Consider the following 12685-nt stretch of genomic DNA (forward strand, 5'->3'; position numbering starts at 1 on the left):
TCCGAGTCCCAACGGCGGGAGGCCTTCACCGGATGGCTGCATCACTACAATCACCACCGGTTCCACACCGCGATCAGCGGCCCTCCCGCCATGCGCGTACCTAACCTCTCAGGTCAGTACACCTAGGACCAGGCCATGGCCCCGCTTCCAGGCCACTGGAACGCGCCGGTGGAAAGTGCTCTTGTGAATCCTGCAGCCCTCTGAACCCGTCCCCGCTTTCGAAGGGACACGGAGGCTTCGTGAGTCGGCCCACCTACCATGGCCAAAGAAACCGCGGCTCGACGCCTGCGGCCCGGGCATAGGCGAACACGTCCTCAGTGGTGCGCGGAGAGGAGGGGGCCGGACGGTGTCGGAGGCCGCGATGCGGCGTGTGGTGGTAAGCGGAAAGGCGCCCCCGGTAGGAACCGGGGACGCCTTTTCATCTCCGGGATCAGACGACGTCGGCGGCGCCGTCCGGAGCGGGAGGACGGGTCAAGCCGACGGCTGCCCGCCTGAAGGACCGTGCCTCAGCCGTTCTCCTTCTGGATGCGCTTGACGAGCATCTGCTTGCCCTGGTCGCCGGCCTTCTTGTTGTTCTCCTGGATCCGGCGGAACCACTGCGCGAGCTCGTCGTCGCCCTGGCGCTCGGCGTCCTGGATGTAGGTCTCCAGCTTCCAGACGTTCTCCAGGGACTGGTGAACGGCCCAGACCAGGTTGTAGTTCTTGTCCTTGAGCGGGCTCTCCGGCTCCGAAGCCATGACAACCTCCTTGGTGTCGCGCTTTCCGCTGCCGCGACTCCCCTGCCCGAACCGGCTGTTCAGTACACACCGCTACGGGCGATGACGGTCAGTCCTTGCCGACTCTTGGCTCAGGCCGGAACGGGAACTCGTACACGGGTACGCGTGAGGGCACGTCGACCGGCGCGGAAAGCCCTGGGGAGCGACCCTGGCGGTGAAGCGCTCGGCGATGTCGGCAACGGTTCCAGCGCGAGACCGCTGCGGCCCAGCGTGTCGCCTCGTTCTGCACCACCCAGTTGCTCGACACGTCCTTCGAGGTGGAGCGCCCCATATCGTCAGCGAGTACGTCGAGGGCCCCTCACACCGGGAGGACGTCCGGCGCAACGGACCGCGCCCGGGAACCGAACTGCACCGGCTGGCCGTGGCCACCGCGACAGCGCTGGTGGCCGTGCACGAGGCGGTCATCGTGCACCGCGGCTCCAGACCGGCCAACGTGCTGATGATGCAGCTTCGCGGAACACTTCTCCCATCTGGACCGCGCCTGAGGTCTGGTCAGGACATGACGCGGGCGTGTGCCGCGCTCGCCTCGCACCACACGGAGCGGTCGCGGTGGACTGTGGTCTGTGGTCTGCCTGGCCACCGTCACCTTCCGGGCTGCGGCTGGGCGGTGTCCCCGCTCCCCTCTCCGACGCGTTCAACGGGCGGGACGGCCTCCGGGACACCGGCGCCGTGCGTGCCGGGGATGGCGTCACGCTCCCGAAGCATCCGCTCCAGACGCTCGACCTGCTGTCCGAGTTCCGTCAGGCGGGCCATGACCGCCTCGTGCTGGACCTCCTCCACTTCCTGGTCCTCGGCCCAGCGAACCTCGCTGACCTCCTGCTCCAGCGACGTCACGATCACACCGATCACCAGGTTCAGCATGACGAACGTCGTCAGCACGATGTACAGCACGAAGAACGTCCAGCCCAGCGGGTGGTCCTCCAGCACGGCGTCCGAGACGTCCGGCCAGTTCTCCAGCGTCATCAGCAGGAACATCGTGTAGAGGGAGGTTCCCAGGTCGCCGAAGAACTCCGGCACGTCCTCACCGAACAGCTGGTTGGCGATGATCGCCGCGGTGTAGATGACCACCAGGAGCAGGCCGATCACCGTGCCCATCCCGGGTACGGACCTGAACAGCGCGGTGATGATGTGCCGCATCTGCGGAACCGCGGTGATCACCCGCAGGATCCGCAGCACCCGCAGGATGCGGAGTACGGCGAACGGGCCGACGGCCGGGACCAGGGAGACGGCGACCACGAAGAAGTCGAACCAGTTCCAGCCGTCCCGGAAGAAGCGTCCCCGCCAGGCGTAGATCTTGAGGGCCATCTCGACGGTGAACAGCCCGACGACGGTGTGCTCCGCGACGAGCAAATAGGGAAGCGCCGAACCCCCGTAGGTCGCCCAACCCAAAATCGCAGCATTGACCAGAATCACCAGGAGCATGGTGTTGGAGAACCATCGGCTCTCGACCACCTGAGTGACCTGTTCACGCCTCAATGCCACTTCCCCCTCCACAATTCCACTCCTATTCGGACATGGAGCATCCAAATATACCGAAGCGGACTTCATTTCCCTACTGCACACCATCCCCGGCTGGACGCGCGGATGTTCTCATACGTCTCCGGTGATTCTTCGGCATCTCTGCCAACACTGTTCCACCTGGTGACGGCACCCCAGAAGCTACGCCCTCGCCCGGGTCCGGCAGCCACAGAAAAGCCGCCTGGAGAAGGAATCCGGGGTGCGGCATCCCACAGACGCGTTTTCGGCCTGAGCAACAACTAGCAGCAGTGAGACCGCAAACGCTGCGGCTGCGCCGTATCGGTGCCTCAGACGTCGGAAACGTCCCGCTTTCCCGGGAAAGTCCTCCCGACGGATGGGGCGGTTACGGGCGGACAGCGGTTCGAAACGCCCTACCGGTCACTGGTATGTTCTCTGCTGGCCACGGCAGGAAGCCCGAGCCGTCGACAGCGCCACGTCAGCGCCCCCGACCCCCACCTCCGATCTAGGAAGAGACATGGCGGAGCTGAAGTACTTCACCGGGGCGATGAACTCGGGCAAGAGCACCATGGCCCTGCAGGAGCACCACTCACGCGGTGGGGAAGGCGCGCTGTACACGAGGCAGGACCGCGCGGGCGAGGGCATCATCTCGTCCAGGCTCGGCCTGAAGTCCCCCGCCATCGAGGTGACCGACGACCTGGACCTGTACGACGACGTCGCCGACCTCAACGTGCCCTACGTCATCTGCGACGAGGCCCAGTTCCTCTCCTTCAAGCAGGTGGGACAGCTCGCGGGCGTCGTGGACGGGATGAAGATCGACGTGTACTGCTACGGGATCCTCACCGACTTCCAGGGGCAGTTGTTCCCCGGTTCTCAGCGCCTGGTGGAACTCGCCGACAAGGTCGAGGTCCTGCCGGTGTCCGCGCGCTGCTGGTGCGGCGGCCGTGCCACCCACAACGCCCGGGTGGTGGACGGCGTGATGGTCTACGTGGGTGAGCAGGTGCACATCGGCGGCAACGAGTCGTACGCGACCCTGTGCCGCCACCACTTCATGGCCGGAGTCGCCTGAGCCAGCGGAGGCACTTGAATGTCACACGCTCCTCAGCCAGGTCCGATTATCCCCAACCTCACCTCGATATAGTCGACGAGTGCATCCCGCTCATGTTCAAACAAATCAGCAGGGACCAGTTCGCCACTGGGAAAACCTCGATCAGTTTCAAAATCCATCTCGTAAACAGTGTCACCAGATCGCACGACTATCGCATAGACAGTCGTTCCTTCTTCAGTGAGGCCATGTACGTAGTGAGACACATCAGCAACATCCGCCGACCCTTCGGACTTTGATTCCAGGTCAAGGCCGTTGAAACGAGATACACTCTCATCGAACTGGGAAGAAGCCTGATCGCTCGCCTCATTACCCTCTTTGTCAGCAACGAAAGCCTCATAGGAGAATTTTAGGTTCCATACTGAAGACCTAGCCCCAGATGGAATTACATCCCACGTACATTCGTCAATAACCGAGCGGGGAGCCTCACCCTCTCCAGGGTCACTATAATTACCCTTGGAGTCAATTCGATTAGCACTGAATTCTTGCACCTGAGGGATCGTCTTACCACATAGATCCAGAGATCCTGTGGGCATGCTACCGCGTGGCTTAATCGTCTGCTCAGGAACCACTTCTAAAGAAGGAGATCCTGATTCAGATGCTAATCCTGAAGATACCGTGTTAAAGAAGAGACTGAGCACCCCTAAGATAACACCGAAAACACCGAAAGCCGCAAGCGTTCCGCAGCCGAAGACCGCTGCGGCGGCTTTCCACCCACGCAGTCCCTGCTTCCTGGGCGGTGCCTTCTCCTCAACCACGGCGATCCTGTGCCTCCAACTGGGCCTTCACATCCGGGTGCTCAAGCGGACGGGTGAAACCCACGATGTCCGAACGACTGGGGTCATCGTACTCGCGCACCGCGATCGGTCCACAGTCGGTGCACCAGGCCTCGACCATCAGCCCGTCGCCGATCACCATTCCCACATGTCCGGGTCCCGTTGGCTCCCCTGCACGGCTCACATCGAAGAACACCAGGTCACCTGGCTGCTCTTCTCCACTGGGAACCTCGGGGCCGAATTTCCACTGGTTCTGGGAAATACGCGGGATCGAGGCACCGATACTCTCGTAGGCCTTCTGCATCAGACCGGAGCAGTCGTACCCGACTGGTCCGATACCACCCCAGATGTACGGCTTTCCGCGCTGGTCCAGGGCCCAGTCGACCACTGCCTGGGAGAGGTCGTCGGGAGCCTGTCCGATCAGCGTTCCCGCCTCGTCGAACTGGCACGCGACTGCGGTTTGAACGGAGCCCGACGTGTCGTAGTTCCCGTCCGCGTACTCCTCTGCCCATCCCATGACGTCGTCCACGTACCACCAGGCGTGGTTATAGCCGTAGACGGCCTGCCGGGGTTCCTCCTTCAGGCCGTGGGCGATCAGGTAGTCGGCGGCGGCCGGAATCGCGTCGGCGGGGTCGTAGACGTTGACGATCCCGTCGCCGTTGCCGTCGACGCCGTACCCGGTCTCCGGCCGCTCCTCGACGGCCTGGATCGGCTCGCCTCCCCAGCTGTTGCCCGCCGCGGAGTCGTCCAGGGCGCCGAACTGCATCGGCCCGGCCGCACCCCAGTCATTGTGCCCCTCGGTAATGCCCGGACCCTCCCAGCGCCCGTGGTGGGACTCCACCTGGCCGACGCCCGCCAGGATGTTCCACGGGATCCCGCGATCCTCCCCGGCCTCGATGTACAGATCCAGGTAGTTCTCCGGGATGGAGCCCGTCGCGTAGCCGCTCGCGTCCGGCTGCTCGGCGTCCGCGTCCGGCTCACAGGTGAGACCGTTCGTCACCAGGGAACCGATCTGCTGTGTGGTGTTGCTGATCACGGGGAGCACGAACATCGCCGCCATGATCATCAGGGAGACCGCGATGGTGACGGCGGCACCGAACCAGAGACCGGCCGCTCCCCGGTCGGAGGATTTGCGGGTGAACAGGGAGATCAAGGGATCACTCCTCCCCTCCGAACTGTCCGACGTCGGCGGGCTGGAAGTCGAAGACCTGCCAGGAGTCGCCGCTGCGCACGACGGTGACGGCGAACTCACCGAGTTCCTCGTCGAACTCCGCGTTCTCGGTCTCGGTGATGGACTGCGCCGTCACGACGAAGGTGATCGAGTCCTCTCCGAAGGTCCGTACCGAGTCGACTGTCGCCCGCCCTTCGGCGACGGCCTCGGCCCCGGACATCTGGTCCCAGAAGGCGCCGACCCTGCTCGTCTCGGACAGGACCTCCGCGAACTCGTCGGTGGCCAGTCCTTCCATCGAGGTGTAGTAGGACTCGGGTGACTGGGTGTAGTCGATGGTGCCGTACGCCTCGGCGAAGGTACGGGCGGCCGCCCCGGCCGTCCGGAACTCCTCCTCGGTGAAGGGGAACCAGTCGAGAACGCTCACGTCATCGGCGGCGGTCGTCGGGATCGGGCTCGGCTCGACGGTGGACAGCGCATCCGGGCCGGGACCTTCCGCGCCTTCCTGTCCCGGAGAGACCTCGGATGCCGAAGGAGCCGCTTCGGGATCCTCCTCCGCCTCTTGGCCGAAATCACCGAAGCTCAGGTACAGCCCGAACGCGACCAGCACGATGATCAGTCCGATGAAGACAGCCCGCTGGGCGCGTTCGGGGAGAGGGTTGGGCATCGCTTCGGGCCTTTGTTCGTCAGTCGTCGTTCAACCAGAAGGGGACATCGCGCTTCCGGTCCCTGGTGGGAGAGGAGCTGCTCTCCCCCCAGAAGGGGGTGATGGGCGCGTTGTCCCCGCGCTTGCTGGAGCCGGTCAGCCAGCCGCCGTCGCCGTCACCCCGGCCGCGGCTCTCGCTGGCGGGTGCGGGCCGGGCCGGACGCTGTGGAGCGGGACGCTCGCGCCTCTCCTTCGGGGCGCTCCAGCGTGAACCGCGAGCGTTGGGGTTGCCCCGGGGCGGGGTGTTCTCGCGTCCGCTGAAGATGCCTCGCCCACTGCCGGACTCGGGCCGCTCCGAACTCGCCGCACGGCTGCCTCCGGAAAAGGGTGCGCCGCCGGACATGGAGCCGCCGCCACCGCCGCTGTCACCGCTGCGCCGGTCGGAGCCGCCGCGGCTTCCAGCACTGGCCCCGAACACGGAGGACCAACCGCTGTCCCCGGTACCGGTGTAGCCACCACTGGGACGGGGCGGGATGGAACCCGCGCCCGCCCTGCTACCGGAGAGGCTCGGAGCCTGGTCGCCGCTGCGGCTGGGCGTGCCACTGCCGCTGACGCCACCCGCAGGGGCGCTCCTGGTGACGTTGAGGGGCGGAGCCGCGTTGTCCCGCACCCTGCCGTACCCGGCGGCTCCACGTGCCCGTGCTCCCTCCGCGCGGACCGGGCCGCCATCGGTCGAAGCATCCTCGGCGGCACCGCCGTCGGTCCCAGCAGCCGGTACTCCGCCGCCGCCCGCCGGAATCCCAGCAGCCACTCCGGCGATCTGGGGGCCCCGCCGCAGACCCCAGGCCTGGGCCTTCAGGTTGGCGACCGGAGGCAGGACCGCCGCACTCCTGCTGAGCGCCTGGCTCTGTGCGGCGTCGCTGACGATGCGCGAGGTGAAGGTGTTCGCGTTGACCGAGCTGAAGAGGTAGGCGAAGGGCTTGCGATAGACGAACAGGGCCACGGTGAAGAGAGCCAACAGGATCATCTGCAGGCCCCAACCAAGACTGGTTGACATGACCATGCCATAGCACATGACCAAGAGGGAGATCAGGAGCACGATGAAGATCTGCTTGAGCAGGAAGCCGATCATCAACTCGACCCAGCGCAACAGGACCATGCGCCCGTAGCCGGGATGGATGCCGATGAGCAGGAAGATCGGTGAGAGGAGGAAGAGGAGGAGAAAAGCGATCTTCAATACGATGAGTGCTACGGAACCCGCAAGAATCAATCCGCCTGCGAAGATTGAAGCAAATAGAGCAAGAGTAGCAACTCCTAGACGACTGCCCTGGTCTTCCCCAGAAAAGAGCGGGTAGACACTTGGATAAAACTCCTGCACATCAGCCGCGATAGCCTCGTATGATTCCTGCTTTTCCTCGATCAGCGCATTAGCTTCAAGCTCACCCTCCCTGATCTGTTGTTGCTCAATCCGACTCACGCCTTGAGCTGATATTAGCTCCTCTGCATGATCTTCAACGGCGCTACTCGCAAAAGGTCCGCTTCCAAACTGGCCAGCGATCCACGGCTGGCACACCAGACTCGACCACAGCATGTTCGCGTTGCGCCTGACCTGGAAGTCGCCTTCCGACTCCCAGTCCGCTCGTTCCGGCGCGTCGGCACCAGGCGGGCAGGTCCCCGACCCACCCCCGTAGGGCACCTGCCCGACGGCACTGGTCACCAACTGGCTTCCGGAGTTCACCAGGCTGCTGGCCATACCCATGATCTGTGCCGGGTTGACCATGATCCACAGACCGAGCGCCGTCGCGGCGACCATCCAGATACTGGACTCGATGGTGAGCGTCATCCTCTTCCGGATGAGCCCGTACCAGCCCAGCCACAGGGCGCCGAGAATGACGACGGTGGGAATCAACGGCCGCCAGATTCCCTCTCGAAGCGTGACCACGACGTTCTCGACCATTTCGTTGAAGCTGGCGAGGAGGCCGTCGGAGGTGGCGGCCTGGTAAACCGTGATCGTCGACTGGTTGATGGTCTTGGAGAGGTCCCAGGCCGTATTGGCGAGAGTGGCCTGCGCTCCGTTGCTGATCCCGTCGACGCAGGACTCGGTGATCATGTGCCACTGCTGGCCGGCCGTGCCGTACTGGCCGTACATACTGGCGTCGGGCGGCAGGCCGTCCGGGGACCCCTCGATGGAGGACTGCGACTGCGGTGGCACCAGCAGGCCGTCCGAACCGCTTCCCGCCGCCTCCGGCAGCGGCGCGGGCTCGCCCGGGCACAGTGGAGCCGCCTGGGCCCCACTGAGCGGCAGCACGGTCAGGCCCGCCAGCATCAGGAACGTCATCAGGATGCGTCGCCATCCGCGCCGTCGGACGTGCTGATGCGTCATCTGCTGGCTCCTGCGTCGTGGTTCGGGCCGAGGTGGACGTTCGCAGACACGGGGCCCTGCTGGTCATACCCGCGCACGCGTGCTCGTCGCACGCGGCCGTGCGCGACCGCAGGGCCCCCGCATGTCTTTACCCCATCCTCTATGGTGCGTCATCACCCGCTGAGGAGATGGATGCAACGCGACGGGTTTTCCGCCTCCTGCAGTCCACACGACCAGAATGCGGGGTACAAAGCCGACTCTTGCCAACGTTTGTGCAGGTAGTAGACGTGAACGGCCTTCCGAAACACCCGGAAAACGCAAGGCCACAATTTACTACCCACATCGGCACTATGAGGGGCATCACACTTAGTTTTCTGCCAAAAAATGGACACCACGCCTCAAACCAGGCTGATACCCAGTACCAGTACCGCCTTCGGTGAGAGCCCGAGTCCCCATTGGCGCAGGGCCGAAACCTGACGTAGGACCACGGCCACACCACCCGTGTCCCTTGCGTCCCAACCAGTCCCGGCTTCGACAGCACCGGATTCCTGGGCATCACAAGGGGGAGACCCACCCGCTTCCGCCCCACGACCGGAGGACCCGCCATGGCCGCTGGGCCCACTCCCCCGCACGACCCGTCCGATCCATCCGGCCCGCACGGCCCGGCCCTCCCGGGCCCCGCCCACCGGCCCCTGTCCCCCGGGGGCACCGTCGCGCTCCTCGTGAGTGCCGTCCTGTACCCGCTGGTGACCTCGGGCGTCCTCCTCGTGGCCGGGGCCCTGTTCCTGTTCGCCCTCACCAGCGGGGCCACCGGACTCGCCGTCGGCACCGCGCTCGTCCTGTGCGTGCTGCTCCCGGGGGCGCACTGGCTCCTGCTGTCGCTCCTGCGGCGGGTGCGCGTTCCCCGTCCGGGTGCCGTCGCCATCCTGCTGACGGGATCGGTCGTGCTGGCGTTCGCCCATGTGGCGTTCCTGACCTTCGCCTTCGACACCGGCTGGTTCGGAAGCGCGCCGCTCACCGCGGCCTTCCAAGGGGCCGTCGCCGCCACCGTGCTGGCCGTGAGCCACGGCCGCGCGTTCGGCTGGGCCTGGGCGGCGGTGTGCGCGGTGGCGGTGGTGTCCTCGCTGCTCTCCGCGAGCGGGGAGACCCTCGCCGGCCGCCAGGAGGCCCGGTGGACACGGGAGGTGGCCGCCTACTGCGAGGACTACGCGCACGCGTGCGTGCGGGACGGTGACGTCGTCCCGCACGAGGGTGGCGCGGGATCGGCGAGGTGAGGCCGAAGGCGGACGATCACCACGAAGCCCCTCAGTAGGGCTTCTCTTGGATAGATTGGCCTGCGGACACCGTGCCCCCGTGCCGCCCCCTCTCTTCTCCCCTCCCCGCCCCAGAAGGGACGCACACCTATGTCCACTCCCGGTCGTTCCCCCGTCGGTCGCTACGAGCTGCGGGAGCGGCTCGGCGCGGGCGGGATGGGCACGGTGTGGCGTGCCTGGGACCCCTCCCTCCAGCGCGACGTGGCCGTCAAGGAGGTCCTGCTCCCGGAGGACATGGACCCCGAGGCGCGCGCCGAGGCCCGCGCCCGCACGCTGCGCGAGGCGCAGGCCACCGCACGGATCAGCGACATGTCGGTGGTGACGGTCCACGACGTCCTCGAACACGGGGACAGCCCGTGGATCGTGATGGAACTGCTCAGCGGGGTGTCACTGCAACACCGCCTGGACCGGCACGGGCCGATGCCGGTGGAACGGGTCGAGGAGGCCGCCAGGTCCCTGCTCTCAGGGCTGCGGGCGGCGCACGCGGCGGGTGTCACCCACCGGGACGTCAAGCCCGCCAACATCATGCTCACCGACGACGGCCGGACCGTGCTGACCGACTTCGGCATCGCCAACGTCGACGGCAGCACCGCCCTGACCCAGACCGGTGTGTACATCGGCTCGCCCGAGTACATGGCGCCGGAGCGGTTCGAGGGGGAGCGCGCGCTGCCCGCGTCGGACCTGTGGAGCCTGGGTGTGACGCTGTACGCGCTGGTGGAGGGACGCTCGCCGTTCAAGCGGGACACCATCACGGGGATCATCAGTGCGGTGCTGACCGCGCCGGTACCGCCCCGGCTGTCGTCGGAGGGGAGGTCGCGGAGCCCGGAGAGCGCGCCGCTGCGGGCTCTGATCGGGGCGCTGCTGGACCGGGACGTGTCGACGCGGCCCGGGCCCGAGGAGGCGCTCGCCCTGCTGGAGCGGGAGAGGCACGGACGTGAGCGGGGTGGTGGCGCTCCGGGTACGGGTCCGCGCGGTGCTCTGGGACCTGTCCCGGGAACTGCTCCGGGGACCGGTCCGCAGCGTGCGGTCGAAGGTGCGGCGCCCGTGCCGAACGTGCCGGGAGGACACCGCCCGGGACTCCGCACACCGCATTCGAGCACCCCGTATCCGAACGCACCCGGTTCGGTGCCGCGGCAGCCGCCGTACGGCCCGGGGACCATGCCCTCAGGTCCGCACACGGCCGCCGCATGGGGCGGGATGACCGGCTATCCCCCGCCGGGCCCGGCGACGGGACGGGCTCCGCTGCCCGGGCGACCGGGCGGCGGGGCGGGACACCCGGGAGCGTTCGGGCCCGCGGGGCACGGCGTCGTGACGGCGGACGGCCGGGGACCGTGGAGGCGGGGCCGGCCCGCCATGCCCGCTTCGGTGGTCACCGCGGCCATGATGCTGGGGCTCAACGCCGTCTACCTGCTGGTGCTCGCGGTGATGTTCGCCGGGGCGGCGGCCCTCGACGGATCCGGGGACACGGGCTGGGGCCCACCAGCCGCGCTGGGCCTGTGGGGGCTGTTCTCGGCGGCCGCGGCGCTGGGCGTGATGACGCGCTCGCGCCTCCTGTACGGGGCCGTGGTCCTCGTGCAGATCGTCATGTCGGTGGTGCTGGTGTTCAGCATGTTCTCGGTGTTCATCTACACGCCCGAGCAGTTGCCGTTCTACGTGCTGATGCTGGTGTTCAACCTGGTGATCGCCGGGCTGCTGCTGGTCCCGTCGAGGGCGCGGGCGTTCTTCGGGTTCGGGTCGGACCTCGGCTGAGGGGGACGCCCCTCACCAGGAGGTGACCCGCAACTCCCCCAGGTCCGCCAGGGCGACGCGGCCCTCCTCGGCCAGGACGCGCACCATCTCCTCGGCCTCGGGCAGGGTGACGTGGCGGCCCCGGGACACGCCCTCGGCGGGCGAGGGGCTCTCCAACCACAGCAGGGGACCGCTCTCCCACATCATCTGGACGACCTCGCCGTTCGAGGCCGTGAACACCGCGAACGTGCCCTTGGTGGGGGTGAGCTGGTAGACGAGCTGGCGGGCGGCGGCCGTCTCCAGGGGTTCGGCGTAGTCCATGAACCCCATGCCCTCCTCGGCGGTGTCGGCGTAGTTCACCTCCAGCAGGCCGGTGTGGGAGGAGCGGGCCTCCTCGCGCGGCCAGACCGCGCCGACCGCCCAGCGGCTGAGCGGCTCCTCGACGCGCTCCCGCGAGAGCGCGGGGCCGCGGTCCACGCGCAGGAGGTCGAAGTCGCGCTCCAGGACGATGGTCTGGCCGTGGCCGCTGTCCAGGGTGGCCACGAAGGAGCGCGGCAGCCAGGGCAGGACCATCCGGGACAGCTCGCGGACGCTCACCCGGCCCTCGTAGCGGGAGAGCCACCCGGGGACGTCGTAGGGGCCGGGGTCGTTGAAGGAGACCCGGACCATGGGCTCGCCGTCCACGGCGGGTCCGGGGAAGGCCGCCCCGCGGCCGAAGCGGCGGCGGCTCCAGTCCATGGGTATGCGCAGCCCGCGGTCGGGGTCGCCGTCCCAGTCGACCGTGAGCCCGTGGGCGCGCAGGATCTCGGCGACCTCCTCACCGACGGCGGCGCGACGCAGCGGGTGGCTGGCCTCGAAGCGAACGGTCAGCGGAGCGCCCGCGACCGCGTTCTTCCTGTCCTGGTGGTGGTAGAACGCGTAGCCGCGCACCGCCTGCCCGCTGGGGACCGAGTTGCGTGTGGCGAGCTCGCCGTTCAGGGCGGCCTTGGCGCAGCCGTCGCAGCAGCCGAACTCCTCGCGGGCGATGACACCGGACTCGTCCAGGGCGCGGAAGGCGCGGGTGAGGCGCTCGCCGTCGGTACGGACGGGCCACCGGCGCTGCCGGTGGACGTGGTCGGCCATGGCCCGGTCCACGTGGTCGTGCAGCTGGGAGAGCGCCTCGCGGACCTCGGGCGAGTCGGGGTCCTGGTCCTTCTCCAGCACGTCGACCAGGTCCTGTCGGGCGTGCCGAAGGATCTCGACGAACCCGTCCCTGCCCGAGGCCACACGTACGGTCACGGCCTCTGTGGCGGTGGTGAGGGGGTGGCGGGTGCTCTCACAGACTTCACTCATTCG

At 67.3% G+C, this 12685-nt stretch carries 10 protein-coding genes and 1 pseudogene; 4 read left to right on the forward strand and 7 right to left on the reverse strand.

The window, feature by feature from the left end; translation table 11 throughout:
- Positions 1-126: pseudogene (locus FYX01_RS23750) on the forward strand (IS481 family transposase); the annotation flags it as partial.
- A gap of 380 nt (positions 127-506) precedes the next feature.
- Here the strand turns inward: FYX01_RS23750 and FYX01_RS23755 are convergent.
- Positions 507-737: a hypothetical protein gene (locus FYX01_RS23755; RefSeq protein ID WP_150245301.1), complete on the reverse strand. Its 231-nt coding sequence runs from the start codon at positions 735-737 to the stop codon at positions 507-509.
- Positions 738-1358: 621 nt separating this feature from the next.
- Entirely contained in the window at positions 1359-2252 is an 894-nt protein-coding gene (locus tag FYX01_RS23760) for an ion transporter (protein ID WP_223830619.1), read from the reverse strand.
- A 517-nt stretch (positions 2253-2769) separates the two neighbouring features.
- Here FYX01_RS23760 and FYX01_RS23765 point away from each other — a divergent pair.
- Complete coding sequence (locus FYX01_RS23765; protein ID WP_150245308.1) at positions 2770-3321, forward strand: thymidine kinase; 552 nt, start codon at positions 2770-2772, stop codon at positions 3319-3321.
- A 32-nt stretch (positions 3322-3353) separates the two neighbouring features.
- Here the strand turns inward: FYX01_RS23765 and FYX01_RS23770 are convergent, their stop codons facing one another.
- The 4 genes from FYX01_RS23770 to FYX01_RS23785 are packed head-to-tail and all read right to left on the reverse strand — an operon-like array spanning position 3354 to position 8330.
- Entirely contained in the window at positions 3354-4115 is a 762-nt protein-coding gene (locus FYX01_RS23770) for a hypothetical protein (RefSeq protein WP_150245311.1), read from the reverse strand.
- On the reverse strand, positions 4108-5286 hold the full coding sequence (locus tag FYX01_RS23775) for a C40 family peptidase (RefSeq protein ID WP_190394461.1): 1179 nt from the start codon (positions 5284-5286) through the stop codon (positions 4108-4110). The genes FYX01_RS23770 and FYX01_RS23775 overlap by 8 nt, the downstream gene beginning before the upstream one ends.
- A 4-nt stretch (positions 5287-5290) precedes the next feature.
- Positions 5291-5968, reverse strand: a complete 678-nt coding sequence (locus tag FYX01_RS23780; RefSeq protein WP_150245314.1) for a hypothetical protein — start codon at positions 5966-5968, stop codon at positions 5291-5293.
- A 19-nt stretch (positions 5969-5987) separates the two neighbouring features.
- Complete coding sequence (locus FYX01_RS23785; protein WP_150245317.1) at positions 5988-8330, reverse strand: TrbL/VirB6 family protein; 2343 nt, start codon at positions 8328-8330, stop codon at positions 5988-5990.
- Between the two features lie 584 nt (positions 8331-8914).
- On the opposite strand from FYX01_RS23785, the gene FYX01_RS23790 reads away from it, so the two are divergent.
- Both FYX01_RS23790 and FYX01_RS23795 read left to right on the forward strand, forming a co-directional pair.
- A complete protein-coding gene (locus tag FYX01_RS23790) occupies positions 8915-9583 on the forward strand; it encodes a hypothetical protein (RefSeq protein WP_150245320.1) in 669 nt (222 codons plus the stop codon).
- Between the two features lie 129 nt (positions 9584-9712).
- Positions 9713-11371 carry a serine/threonine-protein kinase gene (locus FYX01_RS23795; protein ID WP_150245323.1) on the forward strand — a complete coding sequence of 553 codons (1659 nt, stop codon included), beginning with the start codon at positions 9713-9715 and terminating at the stop codon, positions 11369-11371.
- A 12-nt stretch (positions 11372-11383) separates the two neighbouring features.
- Here the strand turns inward: FYX01_RS23795 and FYX01_RS23800 are convergent, their stop codons facing one another.
- Positions 11384-12682 carry a DUF6891 domain-containing protein gene (locus FYX01_RS23800; protein WP_150245326.1) on the reverse strand — a complete coding sequence of 433 codons (1299 nt, stop codon included), beginning with the start codon at positions 12680-12682 and terminating at the stop codon, positions 11384-11386.
- Between the last annotated feature and the right edge of the window lie 3 nt (positions 12683-12685).

Origin of the sequence: Nocardiopsis quinghaiensis (assembly GCF_008638365.1) — a bacterium.
GTDB classification, from domain to species: Bacteria; Actinomycetota; Actinomycetes; order Streptosporangiales; family Streptosporangiaceae; genus Nocardiopsis; species Nocardiopsis quinghaiensis.

What these genes read in the sequence shown, in the direction of transcription:
- FYX01_RS23755 (WP_150245301.1), bottom strand. Translation starts at nt 737, where the DNA reads ATGGCTTCGGAGCCGGAGAGCCCGCTCAAGGACAAGAACTACAACCTG.
- FYX01_RS23765 (WP_150245308.1), top strand. Translation starts at nt 2,770, where the DNA reads ATGGCGGAGCTGAAGTACTTCACCGGGGCGATGAACTCGGGCAAGAGC.
- FYX01_RS23780 (WP_150245314.1), bottom strand. Translation starts at nt 5,968, where the DNA reads ATGCCCAACCCTCTCCCCGAACGCGCCCAGCGGGCTGTCTTCATCGGA.
- FYX01_RS23785 (WP_150245317.1), bottom strand. Translation starts at nt 8,330, where the DNA reads ATGACGCATCAGCACGTCCGACGGCGCGGATGGCGACGCATCCTGATG.
- FYX01_RS23790 (WP_150245320.1), top strand. Translation starts at nt 8,915, where the DNA reads ATGGCCGCTGGGCCCACTCCCCCGCACGACCCGTCCGATCCATCCGGC.
- FYX01_RS23795 (WP_150245323.1), top strand. Translation starts at nt 9,713, where the DNA reads ATGTCCACTCCCGGTCGTTCCCCCGTCGGTCGCTACGAGCTGCGGGAG.
- FYX01_RS23800 (WP_150245326.1), bottom strand. Translation starts at nt 12,682, where the DNA reads ATGAGTGAAGTCTGTGAGAGCACCCGCCACCCCCTCACCACCGCCACA.